A 21,294-nucleotide genomic window follows, 5' to 3' on the forward strand; every position below is an offset into this window, starting at 1 on the left:
AATGCAATCCCGCAGCCGCCTCAGCGGCCCAGCTTGAACTGGAGATGGCGGCGCACCGTTGGCCATTCCGATTCGATGATGGAAAACACCACCGTATCGCGATAGGAGCCATCCGGCATGCGCTGGTGATTGCGCAGGATGCCGTCCTGCTTGGCCCCCAGCCGCGCAATGGCGGCACGCGACTGCTGGTTCATCCAGTGGGTGCGGAACTCTACGGCGATGCAGTGCATGTCCTCGAAGGCGTGGGTGAGCAGCATCAGCTTGCACTCGGTATTGATGCCGGTGCGCTGGGCACTGGCGGCATACCAGGTGGAGCCTATCTCCACGCGCCGGTTGGCCACGTCGGCATTCATGTAGGTGGTCATGCCGCACAGCGCGCCAGTGTCATTGCGGCGGATCACGAAGGGCAGCATGCTGCCCTGCTGCTGCAGGTGCAGGCGGCGTTCGATCTCGGCACGCATGTTTTCCGGCTTGGGGATGGCGGTGTACCAGAGCTTCCACAGCTTGCCATCCGACACGGCGGCAATGAGCGCATCGTGGTGCTCGGGATGCAGCGGCTCGATCGTGGCGAACTGGCCCTTCAAGGTGATCGGCGAGAGGAATTGCATGGTGGCTCCGGTGGATGGCGGCAGGTTCAGCGGTTGTTGCGCGACATGAAGACCAGGCGCTCGAACAGGTGCACATCCTGCTCGTTCTTGAGCAGCGCGCCATGCAGGGGCGGGACCACGGCCTTGTTGTCCTGGCTGTGCAGGGCTTCTGGCGGGATGTCCTCGGCCATGAGCAGCTTGAGCCAGTCGATCAGTTCCGAGGTCGAGGGCTTCTTCTTGATGCCCGGTACCTCGCGCACCTGGTAGAAAGCGTCCAGCGCGCGCGCCAGCAGGTCGCGCTTGATGTGCGGGAAGTGCACGTCAACGATCTGCTGCATGGTCTCCTTGTCGGGGAACTTGATGTAGTGGAAGAAGCAGCGGCGCAGGAAGGCGTCCGGCAATTCCTTCTCGTTGTTGGAGGTGATGACCACCAGCGGCCGGTGTTTGGCGCGCACCAGTTCGCGCGTCTCGTAGACGTAGAACTCCATGCGGTCGATTTCGCGCAGCAGGTCGTTGGGGAATTCGATGTCGGCCTTGTCGATCTCGTCGATCAGCAGCACCACCGGCTCCTCAGCCGTGAAAGCCTGCCACAGCACACCCTTGACGATGTAGTTGTGGATGTCCTTGACGCGTTCGTCGCCCAGCTGCGAATCGCGCAGGCGCGAGACCGCATCGTATTCGTAGAGGCCCTGCTGGGCCTTGGTGGTGGACTTGATGTGCCACTGCAGCAGCGGGCGGCCCAGGGCCGCGGCCACTTCCTCGGCCAGCATGGTCTTGCCGGTGCCGGGCTCGCCCTTGATGAGCAGCGGACGCTGCAGGGTGAGGGCGGCATTGACGGCCAGCTTGAGGTCGTCGGTGGCAACGTAGTTGTCGCTGCCGGTGAATTTGCCTGGATGGGATGAAGCGGCGGAATGATCTGGCATGGATGCTGTCCTTGTCAGGTTGCTGTGGTTGGATTGCCGGGAAGATGCGGCATTGCAGCAGCCGCGCCGGACATTTCTTCGAGTATAAGGGAAAAGCCGGCCAAATCCGGCGCACCTGCGACGGCTTGAATTCTGCTCAATCGTTCCTATATCAAGGGCTACGCATGCAACAAACTGACAGCGCCCCAGGCGCTCACTGCCCATGAAATTTCTTTTCTTCAAGATGCTGGTGGTGTGGAGACGAATGCGTCACGGCATGCAGGCGCGTTACATGGACCGGCATGATGTCGGCCGGCAGCTGGAAGTCCTGATGCGCCGCATCGACCCGGCTGCCAGCTGGCACGAGCGGGCCAACTGGATGATCGACGTGGCTGAATGGCTGCGCCATCGCCCGGCGGTGTCGCTGCTGGACCGCCAGGCCTGGCACCAGGTGCGTCGCCAGCGGCTGGCCATCATGCTGGACTGGCTGGACCAGCACCGCGACGTGCGGCGCGCGGTCCAGAACGCGCTGCAGAAGACCCTGCGCGAAGCCACCGGCCCCGAACTTTTCTCCACCACTGGCCTGCCGCACGAACCCGGCTTCTTCGGCGAACTGAGCGAACGCCTGGCCCGGCTGATCCTGCCGCGCCACCTTTCGCCCACTGACCTCTCTTCGCTGTTCACGGCCATGTTCCCCGATCCGGACGACGCCGCCTGGCTGCTGGAGCTGGACAATGAACTGCTGCAGCGGCTGTGGAAGCTGATGGCCGATGACGGCATCTCCCACATGTACTGGCAGCAGATCGAGGAAGCCATCACCTATCTGACCACCACGGTGGTGGCCGACGGCATCAGCCCGGCCTTCCGCCAGCGGCTGGAACCCAAGATGCCCATGCGCGCCACGCCCTTCCTGGCGCTGCGGCGCGAGATGGAGGCCTGGCTGCGCGCCCAGCCGGGCGACCTCGGCGCCTTGCGCAGCGTGCGCATGCTGGTGGCGGTGTGCCATGCGCAGACCGACCGCATCTACGCGCACCTGGATGAATACGGCGTCTCGGTGAGCCTGGTGTATCGCGTCGAACGCATGCGCGCGCACTTGCAGCGCATCGGGCGGCTCATCGATGTGCGTTCCGGTGTGCCTGGTCCGGTCATCAGCCCGGCCGTGCCCGGCATGGTGGCGCGGCCGGCGGCGCTGGCCGGGGCCGGGCGCATGCAGTTGCTGCTGTGCGACCTGATCTCCGCCCACCATCACCGCGACTCGGTACGCGGCCTGATGCGGCGCAGTTTTGCCCTGCTGGCGCGCAAGATGGTCGAGCGCAATGCCGATCACCGGGAGCAGGCCATCGCCCGCGACGGTGCCGGTTATCGCCGGGTGATGCGGGCCGGTCTGGTGGGCGGTGCGGTCATCGCCGCCACGGCGCTGGTCAAGCAGAGCCTGTCGACGCTGGGCGTGGTGCACTTCGTCGATGGCGCGCTGGCTTCATTGAATTACGCCGCCAGTTTCCTGCTCATTGCCGCGCTGGGCGGCGTGCTGGCCACGCGCCAGCCGGCCGTGACCGCACCGGCCCTGGCCTCGCGCATGGGAGACCTGGATGCGGAGGGCATGCGTGACCTGATTGCCGAATCCGGCCAGCTGCTGCGTTCGCAGTCGGCGGGCATCTTTGGCAATCTGCTGGCGGTGATCCCGGTCACCGCCGCGCTGTGTGCCCTGGGCTGGTTCGCGCTGGGCAGCCAGCCCATGCCGGCCAACGAGGCGCGCCAGGCCATCGCTGCGCTCTCGCTGGTAGGCCCCACGCCCCTGTATGCCGCGCTGACCGGCGTGTTGCTGTGGCTGGCCAGTCTCGCGGCCGGCTTTGCCGACAACTGGTTTGCCCTGCGCCGGGTACGGGAAGTGGTGTCCAACCATCGCCGCCTGGTGCACGGTCTCGGCGCCATGCGCGCCCAGCGCTGCGCCGCCTGGCTGGAGCGCAACGTGGCCACCATCGCCGGAAGCCTGTCGCTGGCCGTGCTGCTGGGGCTGGCACCGGTGGTGGCGGCCTTCTTCAGCTTGCCGCTGGATATCCGCCATGTCACCTTGGCTGCTGGCACGCTCACGGCAGCGGTCTTCAGCCTCGGCTGGGAAATCCTGATGACGCCCGCCTTCTGGCTGGCTGCCGGCGGTGTGGCTGCGACGGCCCTGTTGTCGGTGGCGGTGGCCTTCGCCTGTGCACTGGCGCTGGCGCTGCGCTCGCGCGACTTGCCGCGCCGCGCCCGCAATATCGCCATGCGGGCGGTGTTGCGCCGTTTCGTCGTCCGGCCCTTGTTCTTCATTCTTCCGCAAAAAACGGATGCGGCAGTGCAGGATGACGCCGGAGAAGACGAGGACGACGACGATGACGGGCAGGGCGGCGCGCGCCAGGACAACCGGCAACCGCGCCTGGCTTCACTTGAGCCTGGGCAAGATATGCACGTCCAGGCTACGCGGCATGTCGCCTAGCGTTGGCATCAGCCAGATGCCATAGCGTTAATATTGCAGCGCATATAATGCGTCGATCGCCCGCCCGGCCTTGCCTGGCGGGCGATTGCGTCTGTCGGGGAGGGTTTGCGGGCAGGGATGACGCTGCCGGTTTTATTGGTTAGAATCGAAAGCGTTTTTTGCGCAAGGCAGGGGGAGTGGAGAGACAAGCTTGAGCCGAAACATCGGTTGAGCCATAGCAGAACAGCCAAACCTGCAATACCAGGGCAATCGAACAAGCACGATAAAGTTTGCCGCTGGCAGCAAAAGATGCGTTTCGTCGGGTGTCCGCCGCGCCGAGGTTGAGGCGGGACGGATGGGAAGTCCAATCACTTACCCTGCTCACATGAAAAAACACCTCGTGTTTCTTGCCCTGGCTGGCGTGCTCGGCAGCGCGTCCGCGGCCGACATCGTCGGCAATGCCAAGGCCGCTGAAAACAAAGTCTCCATGTGCATTGGTTGCCATGGCATCCCCGGCTACAAAGCCAGCTATCCCGAGGTCTACCAGGTGCCGATGCTGGGCGGGCAGTCCGCCAAGTACATCGAGAACGCGCTGCGCGCCTACCAGAAGGGGGAGCGCAAGCATCCTTCGATGATGGGCGTGGCCGCCAGCCTGTCGGACCAGGACATCGCCGACCTGGCCGCCTACTATTCGCAGCAGAAGTGAGGGGAGCCACGAGATGAAGAAGAACCTGATTGCCCTGTCGCTGCTGGGTGCCACCGCCTTGCTGTCGCAAGTGGCCAGTGCCGCCGATGTAGCCAATGGCCGTGCGCTGGTGGAGAAGTACAACTGCGCCTCCTGCCACGGCAAGGACTACAACTCGCCCATCGATCCGGGCTACCCGAAGCTGGCCGGCCAGCATGCGGACTACCTCAAGCATGCCCTGACGGCCTACCGCCGGGGTGACACCGCCATGAATGGCCGCAACAACGCCATCATGTCCGGCCAGGCCAAGCCGCTCACGGATCGCGACATCAACGATATCGCGGCTTATCTGCACAGCCTGCCGGGGAGCCTGGTGGTGCGCAAGTAAGCTGCGCCTGTTGCGTATGAAAGAAAGCCACGCCGGCAGAGAGTTGCGGCGTGGCTTTTTGTTGTCCTTTCTTGGGGCGGGGAGAGCGGCTACGGTGGTTTGATAATGATTTGTTCATGATGCATAATCGTTTCATGAACGCCACAGCTGATCTCCTTCTGATCGGGGACCTCCCCCAGCTTCGCCTGATCGCATGGAACCGTGATCCCCACGATGCGATAACGGGCGAGGAGGCGTTCGAGCTTTATGAGCGCAACTGGCGCTTCGTCGACCAGGACGCGCTTGATCCGCGCGAACGTGCTGTGCTGGACCGCCTGGTGCACCAATATGGTCATGGCATCCTGCATGTTTGAGCGGCCTCATCATCGCCGCATCGCGCAGTTACTTTCTTCCCTGGATGCTGATTTCCTGCTGGCCTGCGGCTGTTATTTCGGGGGCGGCACGGCCATTGTCCTGATGCTGGGTGAATACAGGGAATCCGTGGATGTGGATTTTCTCTGCAGTTCGCAAGACGGATACCGTGCCTTGCGCAACACCATTACCAATGCATCGCTGGGTGCCATGCTGCGAGCGCCTGTGGAGCTGGCCAGAGAGGTGAGGGCGGATCGCTATGGCATTCGGACCTTCGTCAAGGTCGATGGCGTGGCGGTCAAGTTCGAGGTGGTCAGCGAGGGGCGTATTGCCGTCGCCGGCGGCGTGGATGCGCGACTGGGGGTTCCTGTTCTTTCACGCGTGGACATGTATGCCGAAAAGCTGTTGGCCAACGCTGATCGCTGGGGCGATAAATCCGCCTTGAGCCGTGACGTGATCGACCTGGCATTGATGATCCTGCATTGGGGCAGCATTCCGGCAGCAGCCTGGGATAAGGCGCGTCTTGCCTATGGCCAGAGCATCGATATCGCGTATGACAAGGCATTGGGGTTGATTGCAGATCCTGCCTATCTTGCAGCTTGCCTGCAAAAGATGCATATGGATCCGGCGCTGGCCGTGCGCATTCCAGATCTCTTGCATAGCGCACGTTCGGGTAAAACCGCTGTTTGAACCCGAGGGGGGCTTGGCTGATCAGCCTTGCGCCCGCCGCTTGATATTCTCGATATAAGCCGCCCCATCCGGCGGCAAGCCATTGCGCTGGGCGTTCCAGATCATCTCGCCCAGGGCTTCCATGATTTCATGATGGGCATCGTGTTCCGAGCCGCGGCGCTGGGCCAGCAGCTGGAAGGCGCCACGGATGCCGGGGGGCTGGTCGATGGAGATCTGTTCCGTGATCGACAGGTGCATCGACAGATGCAGGAAGGGATTGCTCTGGCCGCGTTCGATCGAATAGTCGGCCGCGAGTGCTTCGTCCACGTCGCGCAGGGCATCGTGGTATTCCGGATGCTGCAGGATCCAGTCGCGGGCGATGGCTTCCAGGGGCGTCAGGACCTGGTTGCCCTGGTGCTTGCGGTAGGCTTCGCAGAAAAAGCGGCGGACATCGTGCTGGGACGGCGTGAACATGGCGGTGCATCAATCGGGGATAAAGCGCTATTCTACGCTGGTCTGCCGCCCGCTTCAGGAGGCCGCCCAAGGCCTGCGGCACGACAGGTCCAGATGAAGTAATATTCTTTCCCTACGACAAGCATCTGAATAATCCATCCAATGCAGTACCCGGCCGCATCGCCCTGGCGCGATGGGGGGAAACGCAAGGCCGGGCAGCGAGAAGGAAGCATGCATGCTTTTTGGCGGAAGCCTGATCCGGCCTGTGCGCCGTCCACGGACATGGACGCGGCCCTTGCTCTGTATCGCGCTGGCCCTGCTGGGCTGCTGCGCGCAGGCCGCGCTGGCGGCCCCCTCGGCGGCGGCCAAGGCGAGCATGGCCAGTGACGAGCAGCCGGCCGACGAATCCACCCTGGCCATCGGCTTTGCCGGCCCCTTGAGCGGCCCCTCCATGGGGGTGGGCCGCAGCATGCGCAATGGCGTGCAACTGGCGCTGGATGAGGCCAACCGGCGCGGTGTGGTCATCGCCGGCAAGCATTACCGGATCAAGCTCGTGGCCCAGGATGATCGCGCCGATCCGGGCACGGCCGAATACGTGGCGCGCTATCTGGTCGGCCAGCGTGTCATCGGTGTGGTCGGGCACTGGACCAGCGGCACCAGTCTGGCAGCGGCCCCGGTCTACCATGCCGCTGGCGTGATCCAGGTGACGCCCTCGGCGATGAGCCGCAAGCTGACGGCCCTGTCTTATCCGCGCATCTTCCGCACCATTCCCAACAACGAGAGCATCGGCCGCTGGTCCGCGCGTTACGCCGTCGACAAGCTGGGCGTGCGCTCCGTGGTGACCATTGACGACCGCACGCCCTTCGGGCAGGGGCTGGCCGAGCAGTTCGCCCGCGAGGTGGAGGCGCAGGGTGGCAAGGTGCTGGCGCGCTACAACGTCAGCGACAAGACCTCCGACTTCAACGCTCCGCTGATGCAGGCGCGCAGCCTCAAGCCGGACCTGATCTTCTTCGGTGGACTGGACTGGCAGGCCGGCGTGCTGGCCAAGTCCATCCGCCGGCTGAAGCTGGAAGCGCGCCTGATGGCCTCGGCCGGTACCTTGGGTTTGCCTTTCCTCATGCGCGCCGGACCCGATGCCAATGGCACGCTGGTCCTCGAACCCGGGCCGCCGCAGGACAAGATGCCCGGCTGGCGGCAGTTCCGCCAGCGCTACAGCGAAGCCTTCGATTCCGACATCGACCTCTATGCGGTTTTCGCCTATGAAGCGGCGCAGTCCATCCTGCTGGGCCTGCGCCAGGCCGGCAGCATCGATCCGGATGCGGTGGCCCGGGCCATGCACCGGCTGCGCTTCGAGGGCGTGAGCGGACCGGTGGCCTTCAACGAGGAAGGGGATCTGCTCAACCCGACTTTTACCCTGTATGAAGTTCAGGACCAGCGCTGGGTGCCGGTCACGCGTCTGTACGGGCTTCCGCGCTAGCGCGTTCTCAGACGCCCTTGGCCGGAAGTGGCGTTTTCTGCTTGAATTCGCAGAGGTCGGCAATCAGGCAGTTCCAGCATTGCGGCTTGCGCGCGATGCAGGTGTAGCGGCCATGCAGGATCAGCCAGTGATGCGCATCCTGGCGGAATTCCGGAGCCACGAACTTGATGAGCTTGCGCTCGACTTCGTCCACATCCTTGCCCGGTGCAATGCCGGTGCGGTTGGAGACCCGGAAGATGTGCGTATCCACCGCGATGGTGGGATGGCCGAAGGCCGTGTTGAGGACCACGTTGGCGGTCTTGCGGCCGACCCCCGGCAAGGCTTCCAGCGCTTCCCGCGACTCCGGTACCTCACCGCCGTGTTCCTCGATCAGGATGCGGCAGGTCTCGATCACGTTCTTGGCCTTGGTGCGATACAGCCCGATGGTCTGGATGTAGGGCATGAGCTGGTCCACGCCCATGCGGTAGATGGCCTCGGGGGTGTTGGCCACCGGATAGAGCTTGCGCGTGGCCTTGTTCACCGACACATCGGTCGCCTGGGCTGACAGCAGCACGGCGATCAGCAGCTCGAACGGCGTGGTGTATTCCAGTTCGGTAGTGGGCGTGGGGTTGGCCTGGCGCAGGCGCTCGAAGATCTCGCGGCGTTTGGTCGGATTCATTGTTATGGGCTGTCGGGCTGGGGGCTGGCTTGTTCGGCTTGCAGTTTCTTCAGGCGCGCGCGTTCCATGGCGGCCTGGATGATGGCTTTCTTGCGGGCCAGTTCGGCTTGTTCCTCGGGCGTGCCGGCCGCCGCTGCTTCCACTTCCTTGAGCTTGGCCGCAGCCTTGGCGGCCAGGCGGGCATCGTTTTCTTCTTTCTCGCGCTGCAGGCGCAGGGTGCGCCAGTCATGGCGCGCGCGGGCGGCATCGGCTTGTTCCTGGCTCCAGGCTTGCCAGCCGGTGCGGCCCGGCGTGGCCTCGACCATGCTGATGCAATCGACCGGGCAGGGCGCTACGCACAGGTCGCAGCCGGTACAGAGCGATTCGATCACCGTATGCATCTGCTTGGCCGCACCGGCAATCGCATCGACCGGGCAAGCCTGGATGCAGAGCGTGCAGCCGATGCAGACGGCTTCATCGATCAGCGCCAGGCGGCGTGGCTGTTCGCTGCCGTTGGCGGGATTGAGCGGGATCACCGGTTTGCCCAGCAGTTGCGCCAGCCGCGCCACGCCTTCCTGGCCGCCAGGAGGGCACTGGTTATAGGGAGCAAGCCCCTCGGCCATGGCCTCGGCATAGGGACGGCAGGCCGGGTAGCCACATTTGGTGCATTGGGTTTGCGGCAGCAGGTCTTCGAGGCGGTCGGCCAGGGTGGCAGAGGCGGTGGTGGCGGATGGCGGCACGGCGGTCAGGCAATTCAACGGGACAAGGGCGCTATTATCCGGCCAAACCGCCGTCAAGTCATGCCGCAGCCACAAAGCAAAACGGCACCACCGTGGAGACGGGGTGCCGTTTTGCCTCAACGCGCTGCGTTACGCGTTGGCGCGGATGAATTCGCCAATCTTCGGGCAGACGATCTCGCGCCAGCGGCGGCCCGAGAAAATGCCGTAGTGACCGGCCTTGGGCACCGTGAAATGCTGCTTGCGCGCCTTGGGGATGCTGCTGCACAGTTCCTGCGCCGCCTGGGTCTGGCCGGAACCGGAGATGTCATCGAGCTCGCCTTCGATGGTGAACAGGGCGACCGACTTGATGTCCTGCGGGCGCACCAGCTTGCCTTCGATCTCCCAGGTACCACGGGCCAGGTTGAAGTCCTGGAACACCACCTTGATGGTCTCCAGGTAGAACTCGGCCGGCATGTCCAGCACGGCGTTGTACTCGTCGTAGAACTTGCGGTGCTCTTCGGCGGAGGCATCGTCGCCATCGCGCAGGTGCATGTAGAAATCCCAGTGGCTCTGGGCATGGCGGCGCGGGTTCATGGCTACGAAGCCGGCATGCTGCAGGAAGCCGGGGTAGACCTTGCGGCCGAAGCCGGGGTAATTGGCCGGCACGCTGTAGATCACCGTGTTTTCGAACCAGGAGAAGGGCTTCTCGGTCGCCAGGTCGTTGACGGCGGTGGGCGACTTGCGGGCATCGATGGGGCCGCCCATCATGGTCATGCTCTTGGGCAGCTTGGGATCGTTGGCGCTGGCCATGAGCGAAATGGCCGCCAGCACCGGCACGGTGGGCTGGCACACGGAAATGACGTGCACGTCCGGGCCCAGGGTGCGAATGAAGTCCTGCACGTAATAAACATAATCGTGCAGGTGGAATTCACCGGCCTCGACCGGCACCATGCGGGCGTCGGTCCAGTCGGTGATGAAGACGTCATGTTCCTGCAGCAGCGCGCGCACGGTCTCGCGCAGCAGGGTGGAGTGGTGGCCGGACAGGGGCGCCACCACCAGCACGGTGGGCTGCTTCAAGGCGGCGCTCTGGCGGGCCGACAGGTCCTTCTTGAAGTGGATCAGGCGACAGAAGGGCTTCTCTTCGACCACTTCCTCCGTGATACCGACCGGCTTGCCGTCAACGGGCACTTCGCCGATGTTGAAGAGGGGCTTCTCGTATTCCTTGGAGAGGCGATACAGCAACTCATAGCCGGCGGCGATGCGTTGCGAGAAAGGGGTGTGGGCGAGCGGGGAAACCGGGTCCGAGAACAGTTTGGCCGAGGTTTCGGCCCATTGCATCATGGGGTTCAGGAACGCGCGATTGAGTTCATGCAGTTGATAAAGCATAGCTGACCTTTATACAAGCACCGGCTGGCTTCCCCGTCCGGATGGATAACCCGGACCGGGTGCGCAGCAAGCATGTGCCACAAACGTTTGGCGACGATCATCGGCTGACAGACTTCATATTATGTCTACTCTGTCAACTTTTTCCTTGTTGCGACGCGGTAGCATAGCATGCTTTGCCTTACGCCCCGCTTGCTGGTCAGACCAGTGGTGCGGGCCCCACAGGTTTCTGCAAAAACCTTCATAAACAAAAAGCCCCCGTACCGGACGGGGGCTCTGCAGGCCGCTTGCAGCGGCACGGGTGGTCTGGCGACGGAAAATCAGTCGAAGACCGGGCTTTCCACGCCCAGGATCTTGTGCAGCTTGGGCGAGGTGGTGGTGTACTGCATGTGGATCTTCTTTTCCGGGAAGATGTAGGGCGCAGCGCCGAAGGCGGCCAGCGCGGCTTCGTGGAAGCCCGACAGGATCAGCTTCTTCTTGCCCGGATAGGTGTTGATGTCGCCCACGGCGAAGATGCCCGGGACGTTGGTCTCGAACTTCTCGGTATCCATCACCTTCAGTTGCTTGCGTTCGATCTCCAGGCCCCACTCGGCGATCGGGCCCAGCTTGGGCGACAGGCCGAAGAACACCAGCAGCATGTCCAGCGGCAGGCGGCGGGTAACGCCGTCAGCGCCCGTGACCTTCACTTCGGACAGCTTGCCATCCTTGATCTCGGTGCCGGTGACCTGGCCGATGACCAGCTGCATCTCGTACTGTTCGCACAGTTCCTTCATTTTGGCCACCGAGGCCGGGGCAGCGCGGAATTCTTCACGGCGGTGCAGCAGGATCACCGATTCAGCCTTGCCCACGAAGTTCAGGGCCCAGTCCAGGGCGGAGTCGCCGCCGCCGCAGATGACGATGTTCTTGCCTTCGAACAGGGCCGGATCCTTGACGCGGTAGAACACCTGCGAACCTTCGAACTGCTCGATGCCTTCGACCTTCAGGGTGCGCGGCTGGAACGAGCCCACGCCGGCCGCGATGAAGATGGTCTTGGTGATGAACTTGGTGCCGGTGGAGGTTTCGACGTCGAAACGGCCATCTTCGCGCTTGTTCACCAGGGTCACTTCCTGCCCCAGGTGGAAGGTGGGCGAGAAGGGCTCGATCTGCTTCAACAGGTTGTCGGTCAGTTCCTGGCCGGTGCACACGGGCACGGCGGGGATGTCATAGATGGGCTTGTCCGGATACAGCTCCACGCACTGGCCGCCGACCACCGGCAGCGAATCGATCACGTGCGCCTTGATTTCCAGCAGGCCGAGTTCGAACACCTGGAACAGGCCGACCGGGCCGGCGCCGATGATGACGGCGTCGGCATCGATGACACCGTTGACTGCCGCAGTCTGGACATTGTTTTCCATGATTTTCTTGATATTCCTGTTTCAGTAGATCAGATCAGTAGAGCGGCTTTTCCCTCTGGCGCTGGGCGCTGGCTGGCGGCAGGGCCGCTGGCGGGGGAGAGGCCAGGTAAAAGAGATGCGAAATGCTTGCCGAGAGCGCAACAGGACGGCGAAGCAGCGGGCAATTCAGCCCGGCCATGAGGCTCTCAGGGGTATTGCAGGCGGCCAAATGCAAACGGCTGCGCATCTGGCGTGGCGATGAAACTGCCGGGCTGGATGCGCAACCGCCATTGTCGACCGGGACAGGCCCGGTCCACTTGATTCTCCGCAGGAATCAGCGCTGCAGGTATTGCAGCTTGTCGGTCTTGTCCTTCCATTCCTCGGCTTCCGGCAGCGGTGCCTTGGTCTTGGTGATGGAGGGCCAGCTGCGGGACAGATCGGCGTTCAGGGCAATGTATTGCTGCTGGTCGGCCGGCACGTCTTCTTCCGCGTAGATCGCATTGACCGGGCACTCGGCCACGCAGACGGCGCAGTCGATGCACTCATCCGGGTCAATCGCGAGGAAATTGGGGCCTTCGCGGAAACAATCCACCGGGCAAACATCCACGCAATCCGTATAGCGGCAACGGACGCAGGAATCGGTGACAACGTGGGTCATAACTGTCCTATCTGTAAAATTTCTTCAAACCGATGGCTAACTGCGCCGCAATTGATGGCAATATGGCACGGTTAAAATCATGTTGCGGCTGGTCAACCTGTGGTTGAGGTGCTTGGGCTGGCATCCGGCGTCTTGTGGACGCTGTCGTGGAGGACTCAGGAAGCCTCTCATGATGCTGCTGCGCAACCCGCCGCAAAGCCTTGTATTTTAAGGTAATTCGATTTTTCCCACAAATGAGGCTTATACAGATTACGTATAAGTAAATAAACAAGCTCGCGATAAGCCCAGCCGCCGCCAGGGTCTTGTGGCCTGCGGTTCCAGCCCATGGAGCCAGGTCCGCCGGCATGGCGCCGCTTGTCGCACATCACCAGAAGGAAGTCCCGGCGTGAACGCTGCAGGCCCCCAGTCCTCCCCCCGATTCCGTCTTTCGCTGCTGCCGGCCTTGCTCGGTGCGCTGGCCGTCGCCGTTTCCCTTGTGCTGCCCTTGAGTGCTGGTGCTGTCGAGCCGATCCGTATCGGCGAGATCAACAGCCAGGGGCGGGCGTCCACTGCCGGACAGGCCTATCGCAACGGACTGTCGCTGGCACTGGAACAGATCAACGAGTCCGGCGGCATCCATGGCCGCCCCTTGCAGCTCATCAGCCGCGACGACCAGGGCGATGCCGACCAGGCTGCCCGCAATGCCCGCGAACTGGTCAACAAGGAGCATGTTGAGGTGCTGACCGGCACCATGCTCTCCGATGTGGCCCTGGCCGTGGCGCGCGAAGCCGCGCGCAGCAAGACCGTGCTGGTGGTGGGTGATGCCCTGTCCGATGCGGTCACGCTGGACAAGGGCAATCGCTACACCTTCCGCGTGCGCCCTTCGACCTACATGCTGGCCGCGATGCTGGCCGAGCAGGCTGCACGCATGCCGGGGCGGCGCTGGGCCATGGTGGCGCCCAACTATGAATATGGCCAGAGCGCCGTAGCCAGTTTCAAGATGCTGTTGAAGCAGGCGCGTCCGGATGTGGAGTTCGTCAGCGACCAGTGGCCGGCCATGGGCAAGATCAAGGCCGACGATGTGGCGCGGGCGATCCGCCAGTCGCGTCCGGACGCCATCTTCAATGCCACCTTTGGCGAGGACCTGCAGAACTTCGTGCAGGCCGGCAATCGCCAGCAGTTGTTTGCCGGCGTGCGGGTGGTGTCGATGAGCTCGGCCGGTGCGCAGAGCCTCGATCCCAGCCAGAGTGAAGCCATTCGCGACTGGGTGGCCGTAGGTTACCCGTGGGACCAGATCAATACGCCCGAGCATCAGCGCTTCCTGGAAGCCTATCTGAAGAAATTCAGCGAACGTCCGCAACTGTCGGCGGTGCTGGGTTACAGCACCATGATGGCCATTGCCGGCGGCCTGAAGAAGAGCGAAGGCGGGGATGGCGAAGTGCTGCTGGAATCCCTGCGTGGCCTGCACTGGTCCTCGCCGCTGGGTGAGTTGAGCTTCCGCGCGCTGGACCAGCAATCCACGATGGGTGCCTTCATCGGCCTGGTCTCCCAGAAGGACGGGCGCAGCACCATGCGCGAATGGCGCTACCTCGATGGTACGGCCTACCTGCCGCCGCCGACCTATGTGCGTGGACGTCGTCCGGCTTCAGCGGGCAAGTGATCCGGTCTTTCGCTGCCCTTGGCCTTGTCAAAGCCCCCTCATGGCAGGGGGCTTTGCTTTGTGCGATCTCGGTTAAGATAGCGGTCGCGACGCTTCAGGGCGTGGCCAACGCATGAAGCGGCGCGCTCCGGGGCAGCCCTCATGCACGTGGACCATCAACATGGCAGCATGCGGCATGTCCGCATCCGGACTTCATGATCATCACATCCTTACTCGACACTGACCTGTACAAATTCACGATGATGCAGGTGGTCCTGCATCACTTCCCCGGCGCCCAGGTCGAATACAAGTTCAAATGCCGCAACGAGCACATCGACCTGACACCCTATGTCGACGAGATTCGCGCCGAGATTGCCGCGCTGTGCCGCCTGCGTTTCAAGGAAGATGAACTGAATTACCTGCGCGGCCTGCGCTTCATCAAGAGCGACTTCGTCGACTTCCTCGACCTGTTCCACCTGAACGAAAAATACATCACGGTCCAGCCTGATCCGGCCGGCAATGGCGAGATCGAGATCCAGGTGAAGGGGCCGTGGCTGCACACCATCATGTTCGAAGTGCCGGTGCTGGCCATCGTCAATGAAGTGTATTTCCGCGCGACCCAGCGCTCGCCCGATCTGGAAGAGGGCAGGGCGCGCCTGCGCAAGAAGATGTCGGTCATCACCGATGATGCGGAACTGGCCGGCTGCAAGATCGCCGATTACGGCACCCGCCGCCGCTTCTCGCGCAGCTGGCATGCCGAGGTCATCGACGAGATGAAGCAGCATATGGGGGACCACTTTGCCGGTACCTCCAATGTGATGTACGCCATGCAGCATGACCTGACCCCGCTGGGCACCATGGCGCATGAATACCTGCAGGCCTGTCAGGCGCTCGGTCCGCGCCTGCGTGATTCGCAGACGTTCGCCTTTGAGATGTGGGCGCGCGAGTATCGCGGCGACCTGGGCATCACGCTCTCGGACGTTTATGGCATGGATGCCTTCCTGCGCGACTACGACATGTATTTCTGCAAGCTCTTCGACGGCGCGCGCCATGATTCCGGCGATCCGTTTGAGTGGGGCGAGCGCCTGATCCAGCATTACCGTGACAACCGTGTCGATCCGTCCAGCAAGGTGCTGGTGTTCTCCGACAGCCTGGACTTCGACAAGGTGCGTGCGCTCTACCTGCGCTTCAAGGATCGCGCCAAGGTGGCCTTTGGCGTCGGTACCAATCTCACCAATGACCTGGGCTACACGCCCCTGCAGGTGGTCATGAAGATGGTCCGCTGCAATGGCCAGCCGGTGGCCAAGCTGTCCGATACGCCTTCCAAGAACATGTGCGATGACCCGGCCTATGTGAATTATCTGCGCCAGGTGTTCCAGATCAAGGCCTGACCGGGGACGGAGTGATGCGGCATCGGGGAGGCAGGGCTTGAAGAAGCCGATGTTGTTCCGTCGGGTACGGACGCTGCGGTTGAGCCGCAAGATCAGCCATCGGGGCTTCCCCCACCTGTTCATGCTGCTGCTCATCACGCTCGCCGCCAGTCTCGGATTGCTCGCCTCGGCATGGATGCTGCGGCATGGCTGGCACAACATGGGGCTGCGCTATGGGCTGGCCTGCCTGGTGGCGTATCCGGGTTTCCTGTTGATGCTGTCGATATGGCTATGGCTGCTGCGCCGCGGCGACCGGCGCAGGGCGCTGGCCGAGACCGTGATGGCGGCCAGCGCGGGCGCGCAGTTCGCGTCAGGCGTGCAGCCGGAGCAGGACGGGCGCAACCGCCGCAATGACGGCTCCGGAATCGACGCCGGTTTCCTCGGCGATATACCCCTCAATATTCCCCTGTCCAAGTCTGCGCATCAGTGGCAGGGCGGTGGTGGCAGCTTCGACGGCGGCGGGGCCAGCGCCAATGTGGATTTCAGTCTTGCTGACGGGGGCGATGCGGCGGGCCTGGCGGACGGCATCGACCTGGGCGAAGCACTGGGCTTGTTGCTCTTCGCAGTGTCGGTGGTCTCGCTCATCGCTGCCGCGCTGTATTCCGTCGTCACCATGCTGGGCATCGCCCCCGTGCTGTTTTCCGAACTGATCTTCGACGCATTGCTGGCGGCCGGGCTGTATCGGCGCTTCGGCTACCGTGCCGATCGCCACTGGCTGGAGACGGCCGTGCAGCGCACCTGGCGCCCCTTCCTCGCGGTGCTGCTGCTGGTGAGCGCGAGCGGACTGCTGCTGTCCTTGGTATGGCCCGATGCAGTCACGCTTGGTGAGGTGTGGAGCCAGCTGCGCAGTTGACGCAGGGGCATGCATACTTGAAATTTTTTCGCATGCCCGGCTTTCGCTTCGGGCGCGCTCGCGTGGCTGGTATAGTGTGGCTCCCTCTGGCCGCAGATTCTTGCGTGACGGCCACCACCTCTATTTGCCATCAGGACCTTCATTTGCAGATCAGAGCTCTCACAATTCGTCTCTCCGCAATCCTGGCATCGATGTTGCCCGCCGTTTCCCAAGCCGCCGATCTGGACGGTGCCGGGCTGTCCCTGGCCTGGGCCTTGCCGTTCGCGGGCGTTCTGCTGTCCATTGCCGTGCTGCCGCTGCTGGCCCCGGCCATGTGGCATCACCATTTCGGCAAGATCGCCGGGGCCTGGGCGCTGGCCTTCCTGCTACCGTTTGCGGCCCTGCATGGTGCGCATGCGGCCCTGGCCATCAGCGTGCATGCGCTGGTGGCGGAATACCTTCCCTTCATCATCCTGCTGACCGCGCTCTTCACCGTGGCAGGTGGCATCTGCGTGCGCGGCAACCTGCATGGCACGCCCGCACTCAATACCGGACTGCTGGCACTGGGTACCTTGCTGGCCAGCGTCATGGGCACGACCGGTGCGGCCATGCTGCTGATCCGCCCGCTCATCCGCGCCAATGATGACCGCAAGCACACGGTCCACGTGGTGGTGTTCTTCATCTTCCTGGTTGCCAATGCAGGCGGCTCCCTGACGCCGCTGGGCGATCCGCCGTTGTTCCTGGGCTTCCTCAAGGGCGTGGATTTCTTCTGGACCGCGCGCCATCTGCTGGGCCCGATGGCCTTCCTGTGCGGTGCGTTGCTGCTGATCTTCTATCTGCTGGATCGCCATTTCTATCTCAACCGCGAAGAGCGCCGCCCGCTTGATCCCACGCCCGACTCGGCGCTGCGGCTGGAAGGCAAGTTCAATTTCCTGCTGCTGGGCGCAGTGGTCGGTCTGGTACTGATGAGCGGCTTGTGGAAGCCAGGTGTGGCGACCGAGGTGCTGGGCACGCCGCTGGAGTGGCAGAACCTGCTGCGCGATGGCGCGCTGCTGGGCGTGATCCTGCTGTCGCTGTGGCTGACGCCGAGAGCTGCCCGCGCTGGCAATGACTTCGGCTGGGGGCCCATGCTGGAAGTGGGCAAGCTCTTTGCCGCCATCTTCCTGACCATCGCCCCGGTGATCGCCATGCTGCGGGCGGGCGAGCAGGGCGCGTTTGCCGCCGTGGTGCACGCCGTGACCGGGCCGGACGGCAAACCGGACGACGTGATGTATTTCTGGATGACAGGCGTGCTGTCTTCCTTCCTCGACAATGCGCCGACCTATCTGGTGTTCTTCAACACTGCCTCCGGCGATGCGCGGGAACTGATGGGGCCGCTGGCCTCGACGCTGGCGGCCATCTCCGCCGGCGCCGTCTTCATGGGGGCCAACAGCTATATCGGCAACGCGCCCAACATGATGGTCAAGGCCATCGCCGAGGAGCGCGGCATCCGCATGCCGAGCTTCTTCGGCTACATGGCGTGGTCGGTGGGCATCCTGGTGCCGCTGTTCATCGTCATGAGCTTCCTGTTCTTCTGAGTGCTACCCCCGCTTTCTTCCGATAACGAAACCGAGACCACGAGACCCGCATGAAACCCAAGATCTTCGTCGCCCGCGCCGTCTTCCCTGAAGTTCTGGCCCGCCTGGAGCAGCATTTCGAGGTCGAATCCAACCAGGACGACCGCATCTACAGCGCCGATGAGCTGCTGGCCAAGGCCAATGGCAAGGACGGCCTCTTCACCACTCCGAGCGAGCCGGTGACGGCTGCGCTCTTCGCCGCCAATCCGCAACTGAAGGCGGTCTGCAACATGGCCGTGGGCTACAACAACATCGATGTTGCTGCCGCTACAAAAGCCGGCGTCATGGCCACCAACACGCCCGACGTGCTCAATGAAACCACCGCCGACTTCGGCTGGGCCCTGATGATGGCGGCTGCGCGCCGCATCACCGAATCCGAGCACTTCCTGCGCGCCGGCAAGTGGAAGAAGTGGAGCTATGACAGCTTCGTCGGCCCGGACATCCATGGGGCGACCCTCGGCATCATCGGCATGGGCCGCATCGGCCAGGCCATCGCCCGCCGTTCGCTGGGCTTCGACATGCAGGTGCTGTACCACAACCGTTCGCGCCTGGCACCCGAGCTGGAAGCGCGCGCCAACAACGCCCGCTACGTCAGCAAGGAAGAGCTGCTGCAACAGGCCGACCACGTCGTGCTGGTGCTGCCTTACTCGAAGGACACGCACCACACCATCGCCGCCCCCGAGCTGGCGCTGATGAAGCCGACCGCCACGCTCACCAACATCGCGCGCGGCGGCATCGTCGATGATGCAGCGCTGATCGCCGCCCTGCGTGAAGGCCGTATCGCGGCCGCCGGGGTGGATGTGTTCGAGAATGAACCTTCGTTCAAGCCGGAATTCCTCGGCTTGAGCAACGTGGTGCTGACCCCGCATATCGCCAGCGCCTCCACGCCCACGCGCCTGGCCATGGCCAACTGTGCGGCTGACAACCTGATCGCGGCGCTGTCGGGCCAGCGTACGCCCAACCTGCTCAACCCGGACGTGGCGGCGGGCTGATCGGCCGCTCCAGCCGGAGCATCAAACAAAACGGGCGCACCTGGGACCAGGTGCGCCCGTTTCTTCATCGGCAGGCGGCGGGCATCCGGGGATGCCCCCGTCATGCCCGCATCAACCCTTCAGTTCATTGAAGATGTCGATGTATTCCTGCTGCGCTTCGGCTTGTGGCTTGCCCTTCAGGGCGGCCCAGGCGTCGAACTTGGCGCGGGCCACGAAGTCGGTCATGCCGGGGCGCTCGCCCTGCACGTCGCCGTTGCTGCCCTGCTTGTAGAGGCCATACATCTTCAGCAGGGTCATGTTGTCGGGACGCTCGGGCAGGCTCTTGGATTCTGCCACGGCGGCTTCGAACTGTTCTTGCAGGGTGCTCATGTCTCTCCTCCCTCGGGCTCAGACGGCCAGCAGTTCGACTTCGAAGATCAGGGTGGCATTCGGGGGGATCACGCCGCCCGCGCCACGGGCACCATAGCCCAGGCCTGCCGGGATGATCAGCTTGCGGGTGCCGCCGACCTTCATGCCTTGCACGCCTTCATCCCAGCCCTTGATGACGTGGCCAGCGCCCAGCGGGAAGGCGAACGGATCATTGCGGTCCTTGCTGGAATCGAACTTGCTGCCGGCGGTGCCGTCCGTGTTCTGCAGCCAGCCGGTGTAATGCACGGTGACGTGGCTGCCGGCCTTGGCTTCATCGCCAGCGCCAACGTTGATTTCTTCATATTGCAGCCCGGAAGCTGTGGTGATGATGGACATCGGTTTCCTTTCGGTGAGGGGATGGGTTGGCGGCCGCATGGCCAGATTCCTGACGACTGCTGACCATGCAAAATGCTTCATGGAAACATTGCGTGTGCCAGACCGTGCGTCAGGCGTCGCAGGTGCGCTGCGACTGGTGTTCAGGCCGCCCCGGTGGCGTCATGCGACCGGATCGGCAGGCAGTGTAAACCAAAAATCTAGAAATTTTTCATATTGCTTCAGTGGGCTGTCAGCGGGATCGTTGCAGCGAGCGTTAAGAGCCGAGGACGTGCTCCAGGGGCTGCTCTGGCACGATAGATCAGGCATTTTTGAGTAAAGTTCTTCATGTTGCGTCGATTCAGCCAACTTTTATCCCTTTCCCTGCGCGCCGCCTGTGTCTCGGCCGTGCTGGCCTGTATGGGCGCCCCGGCCCATGCCAACGTCGTCGTGGTACTCAACTCCGGTGACGCTTCGGTATCGCTGCTGGACGAAACCGGCGAGAAGGAGTTGTCGACCTTCTCGGTGGGCAAGGAGCCGCACCACCTGATGGCCACGCCGGACAACAAGTCCTTGATCGTGGCCAGCGCCACCGGCAACCAGTTGCTCTTCCTCGATCCCAAGACCGGTGCCGTGCAGCGCAAGCTGCGCGACATCATCGATCCCTACCAGATCGGCTTCACGCCCGACCAGAAGTGGTTCGTTGCCACCGGCCTGCGTCTGGATCGGGTAGATGTCTACAGCTATGACGGCCAGGACCTGAAGCTGTCCAAGCGCATCCCGCTGGCCAAGACCCCCAGCCACATCGCCTTCGACAACGCCAGCACCACCGCCTTCATCACCCAGCAGGGCAGCGACCAGATCAGCGCCATCGACCTGGCCACCCAGCAGGTCAAGTGGACCATGCCGGTAGGCAAGCTGCCGGCCGGCATCATCATGACCCCCGACAACAAGTACCTGATGGTCGGCATCATGGGCAGCGATTACGTTGAAGTGATCGACTGGCGCACCCAGAAGATGGTCAAGAAGATCAAGACCGGCATCGGAGCCCACAACTTCCGTGGCCAGGGCGACAAGCGCTACGTCTATGTCTCCAACCGCGTGGCCAACACCATCAGCGTGGTCGATATGACCACTTTGGAGAATGTCGGCACCATCAAGGTCCCCGGCGGCCCGGACTGCATGGAAGTGACTGCCGATGGCAAGACCATGTGGGCCACCCTGCGCTGGAGCAAGAAGGTCGCCGTGATCGACCTGGAAACCCGCTCAGTGACCAAGGTGATTCCGGTAGGCCGCTCGCCGCACGGCATCTACCTGTACAACCGCGCGCCGGATCTGTAATGACGGACGCA

The 21,294-nt window shown here is 63.3% G+C and carries 22 protein-coding genes; 12 read left to right on the top strand and 10 right to left on the bottom strand.

Annotated elements, in window-relative coordinates; translation table 11 throughout:
* Positions 1–20: 20 nt before the first annotated feature.
* Entirely contained in the window at positions 21–608 is a 588-nt protein-coding gene (locus E2K99_RS08115) for a GNAT family N-acetyltransferase (RefSeq protein ID WP_039787606.1), read from the bottom strand.
* A gap of 26 nt (positions 609–634) precedes the next feature.
* Positions 635–1,510: an AAA family ATPase gene (locus E2K99_RS08120; RefSeq protein ID WP_134221913.1), complete on the bottom strand. Its 876-nt coding sequence runs from the start codon at positions 1,508–1,510 to the stop codon at positions 635–637.
* Positions 1,511–1,712: 202 nt separating this feature from the next.
* Between E2K99_RS08120 and E2K99_RS08125 the strand changes: the two genes are divergently transcribed.
* From E2K99_RS08125 to E2K99_RS08145, 5 genes are all read left to right on the top strand, one after another.
* On the top strand, positions 1,713–3,962 hold the full coding sequence (locus E2K99_RS08125) for a site-specific recombinase (protein WP_134221914.1): 2,250 nt from the start codon (positions 1,713–1,715) through the stop codon (positions 3,960–3,962).
* 364 nt (positions 3,963–4,326) lie between these two features.
* The gene (locus E2K99_RS08130) at positions 4,327–4,647 is read left to right on the top strand and encodes a c-type cytochrome (protein WP_039787601.1); all 321 of its coding nucleotides are present in this window, start codon (positions 4,327–4,329) and stop codon (positions 4,645–4,647) included.
* A 13-nt stretch (positions 4,648–4,660) separates the two neighbouring features.
* Positions 4,661–5,014 (top strand): c-type cytochrome, encoded by a 354-nt coding sequence (locus E2K99_RS08135; RefSeq protein WP_134221915.1) that lies wholly within the window; start codon positions 4,661–4,663, stop codon positions 5,012–5,014.
* A 116-nt stretch (positions 5,015–5,130) separates the two neighbouring features.
* Entirely contained in the window at positions 5,131–5,367 is a 237-nt protein-coding gene (locus tag E2K99_RS08140; RefSeq protein ID WP_083859743.1) for a hypothetical protein, read from the top strand.
* The gene (locus E2K99_RS08145) at positions 5,360–6,055 is read left to right on the top strand and encodes a nucleotidyl transferase AbiEii/AbiGii toxin family protein (RefSeq protein WP_134221916.1); all 696 of its coding nucleotides are present in this window, start codon (positions 5,360–5,362) and stop codon (positions 6,053–6,055) included. The genes E2K99_RS08140 and E2K99_RS08145 overlap by 8 nt, the downstream gene beginning before the upstream one ends.
* Positions 6,056–6,076: 21 nt before the next feature.
* Here the strand turns inward: E2K99_RS08145 and E2K99_RS08150 are convergent, their stop codons facing one another.
* A complete protein-coding gene (locus E2K99_RS08150) occupies positions 6,077–6,508 on the bottom strand; it encodes a DUF1841 family protein (protein ID WP_088754068.1) in 432 nt (143 codons plus the stop codon).
* A 274-nt stretch (positions 6,509–6,782) separates the two neighbouring features.
* Between E2K99_RS08150 and E2K99_RS08155 the strand changes: the two genes are divergently transcribed.
* The gene (locus E2K99_RS08155; protein ID WP_240733872.1) at positions 6,783–7,964 is read left to right on the top strand and encodes a branched-chain amino acid ABC transporter substrate-binding protein; all 1,182 of its coding nucleotides are present in this window, start codon (positions 6,783–6,785) and stop codon (positions 7,962–7,964) included.
* 7 nt (positions 7,965–7,971) lie between these two features.
* Here the strand turns inward: E2K99_RS08155 and nth are convergent, their stop codons facing one another.
* From nth to fdxA, 5 genes are all read right to left on the bottom strand, one after another.
* Positions 7,972–8,622: an endonuclease III gene (gene nth / locus E2K99_RS08160; protein WP_039787592.1), complete on the bottom strand. Its 651-nt coding sequence runs from the start codon at positions 8,620–8,622 to the stop codon at positions 7,972–7,974.
* A 2-nt stretch (positions 8,623–8,624) separates the two neighbouring features.
* Complete coding sequence (gene rsxB, locus E2K99_RS08165) at positions 8,625–9,341, bottom strand: electron transport complex subunit RsxB (RefSeq protein WP_134221918.1); 717 nt, start codon at positions 9,339–9,341, stop codon at positions 8,625–8,627.
* A 129-nt stretch (positions 9,342–9,470) separates the two neighbouring features.
* The gene (locus E2K99_RS08170; protein ID WP_034341156.1) at positions 9,471–10,706 is read right to left on the bottom strand and encodes a polyhydroxyalkanoate depolymerase; all 1,236 of its coding nucleotides are present in this window, start codon (positions 10,704–10,706) and stop codon (positions 9,471–9,473) included.
* Positions 10,707–11,023: 317 nt separating this feature from the next.
* Positions 11,024–12,097 carry an NAD(P)/FAD-dependent oxidoreductase gene (locus E2K99_RS08175; RefSeq protein WP_039787591.1) on the bottom strand — a complete coding sequence of 358 codons (1,074 nt, stop codon included), beginning with the start codon at positions 12,095–12,097 and terminating at the stop codon, positions 11,024–11,026.
* 313 nt (positions 12,098–12,410) lie between these two features.
* Complete coding sequence (fdxA, locus tag E2K99_RS08180; RefSeq protein ID WP_039787587.1) at positions 12,411–12,734, bottom strand: ferredoxin FdxA; 324 nt, start codon at positions 12,732–12,734, stop codon at positions 12,411–12,413.
* Positions 12,735–13,119: 385 nt separating this feature from the next.
* On the opposite strand from fdxA, the gene E2K99_RS08185 reads away from it, so the two are divergent.
* The 5 genes from E2K99_RS08185 to E2K99_RS08205 all read left to right on the top strand — a co-directional run bounded on the left by E2K99_RS08185 (position 13,120) and on the right by E2K99_RS08205 (position 19,222).
* Positions 13,120–14,373, top strand: a complete 1,254-nt coding sequence (locus tag E2K99_RS08185; protein WP_134221919.1) for an ABC transporter substrate-binding protein — start codon at positions 13,120–13,122, stop codon at positions 14,371–14,373.
* A gap of 194 nt (positions 14,374–14,567) precedes the next feature.
* Positions 14,568–15,743 carry a nicotinate phosphoribosyltransferase gene (gene pncB, locus E2K99_RS08190; RefSeq protein ID WP_034340811.1) on the top strand — a complete coding sequence of 392 codons (1,176 nt, stop codon included), beginning with the start codon at positions 14,568–14,570 and terminating at the stop codon, positions 15,741–15,743.
* A gap of 79 nt (positions 15,744–15,822) precedes the next feature.
* A complete protein-coding gene (locus E2K99_RS08195; protein ID WP_240733873.1) occupies positions 15,823–16,635 on the top strand; it encodes a hypothetical protein in 813 nt (270 codons plus the stop codon).
* Positions 16,636–16,826: 191 nt separating this feature from the next.
* Entirely contained in the window at positions 16,827–18,191 is a 1,365-nt protein-coding gene (locus E2K99_RS08200) for a sodium:proton antiporter (RefSeq protein WP_205703763.1), read from the top strand.
* A gap of 50 nt (positions 18,192–18,241) precedes the next feature.
* Positions 18,242–19,222, top strand: a complete 981-nt coding sequence (locus tag E2K99_RS08205; RefSeq protein WP_134221922.1) for a 2-hydroxyacid dehydrogenase — start codon at positions 18,242–18,244, stop codon at positions 19,220–19,222.
* A 111-nt stretch (positions 19,223–19,333) separates the two neighbouring features.
* Here E2K99_RS08205 and E2K99_RS08210 read toward each other — a convergent pair whose 3' ends face one another.
* Positions 19,334–19,591 (bottom strand): acyl-CoA-binding protein, encoded by a 258-nt coding sequence (locus E2K99_RS08210; RefSeq protein ID WP_034340818.1) that lies wholly within the window; start codon positions 19,589–19,591, stop codon positions 19,334–19,336.
* An 18-nt stretch (positions 19,592–19,609) separates the two neighbouring features.
* Positions 19,610–19,966 (bottom strand): FKBP-type peptidyl-prolyl cis-trans isomerase, encoded by a 357-nt coding sequence (locus E2K99_RS08215; protein ID WP_039787583.1) that lies wholly within the window; start codon positions 19,964–19,966, stop codon positions 19,610–19,612.
* Positions 19,967–20,290: 324 nt separating this feature from the next.
* Between E2K99_RS08215 and E2K99_RS08220 the strand changes: the two genes are divergently transcribed.
* The gene (locus E2K99_RS08220) at positions 20,291–21,283 is read left to right on the top strand and encodes a YVTN family beta-propeller repeat protein (RefSeq protein WP_134221923.1); all 993 of its coding nucleotides are present in this window, start codon (positions 20,291–20,293) and stop codon (positions 21,281–21,283) included.
* The last annotated feature ends 11 nt before the right edge of the window (positions 21,284–21,294 follow it).

It is taken from the genome of Herbaspirillum huttiense (genome assembly GCF_004367745.1).
Classification (GTDB): domain Bacteria; phylum Pseudomonadota; class Gammaproteobacteria; order Burkholderiales; family Burkholderiaceae_D; genus Herbaspirillum; species Herbaspirillum huttiense.

Excerpts from the sequence above, each read along its gene's own strand:
- E2K99_RS08115 (WP_039787606.1), bottom strand. The coding sequence starts at position 608 with ATGCAATTCCTCTCGCCGATCACCTTGAAGGGCCAGTTCGCCACGATC.
- E2K99_RS08215 (WP_039787583.1), bottom strand. The coding sequence starts at position 19,966 with ATGTCCATCATCACCACAGCTTCCGGGCTGCAATATGAAGAAATCAAC.
- E2K99_RS08140 (WP_083859743.1), top strand. The coding sequence starts at position 5,131 with ATGATGCATAATCGTTTCATGAACGCCACAGCTGATCTCCTTCTGATC.
- nth (WP_039787592.1), bottom strand. The coding sequence starts at position 8,622 with ATGAATCCGACCAAACGCCGCGAGATCTTCGAGCGCCTGCGCCAGGCC.
- E2K99_RS08200 (WP_205703763.1), top strand. The coding sequence starts at position 16,827 with ATGTTGCCCGCCGTTTCCCAAGCCGCCGATCTGGACGGTGCCGGGCTG.
- E2K99_RS08175 (WP_039787591.1), bottom strand. The coding sequence starts at position 12,097 with ATGGAAAACAATGTCCAGACTGCGGCAGTCAACGGTGTCATCGATGCC.
- E2K99_RS08170 (WP_034341156.1), bottom strand. The coding sequence starts at position 10,706 with ATGCTTTATCAACTGCATGAACTCAATCGCGCGTTCCTGAACCCCATG.
- E2K99_RS08120 (WP_134221913.1), bottom strand. The coding sequence starts at position 1,510 with ATGCCAGATCATTCCGCCGCTTCATCCCATCCAGGCAAATTCACCGGC.
- fdxA (WP_039787587.1), bottom strand. The coding sequence starts at position 12,734 with ATGACCCACGTTGTCACCGATTCCTGCGTCCGTTGCCGCTATACGGAT.
- E2K99_RS08210 (WP_034340818.1), bottom strand. The coding sequence starts at position 19,591 with ATGAGCACCCTGCAAGAACAGTTCGAAGCCGCCGTGGCAGAATCCAAG.
- E2K99_RS08145 (WP_134221916.1), top strand. The coding sequence starts at position 5,360 with ATGTTTGAGCGGCCTCATCATCGCCGCATCGCGCAGTTACTTTCTTCC.
- E2K99_RS08135 (WP_134221915.1), top strand. The coding sequence starts at position 4,661 with ATGAAGAAGAACCTGATTGCCCTGTCGCTGCTGGGTGCCACCGCCTTG.
- E2K99_RS08125 (WP_134221914.1), top strand. The coding sequence starts at position 1,713 with ATGAAATTTCTTTTCTTCAAGATGCTGGTGGTGTGGAGACGAATGCGT.
- pncB (WP_034340811.1), top strand. The coding sequence starts at position 14,568 with ATGATCATCACATCCTTACTCGACACTGACCTGTACAAATTCACGATG.
- E2K99_RS08130 (WP_039787601.1), top strand. The coding sequence starts at position 4,327 with ATGAAAAAACACCTCGTGTTTCTTGCCCTGGCTGGCGTGCTCGGCAGC.
- E2K99_RS08205 (WP_134221922.1), top strand. The coding sequence starts at position 18,242 with ATGAAACCCAAGATCTTCGTCGCCCGCGCCGTCTTCCCTGAAGTTCTG.
- E2K99_RS08150 (WP_088754068.1), bottom strand. The coding sequence starts at position 6,508 with ATGTTCACGCCGTCCCAGCACGATGTCCGCCGCTTTTTCTGCGAAGCC.
- E2K99_RS08220 (WP_134221923.1), top strand. The coding sequence starts at position 20,291 with ATGTTGCGTCGATTCAGCCAACTTTTATCCCTTTCCCTGCGCGCCGCC.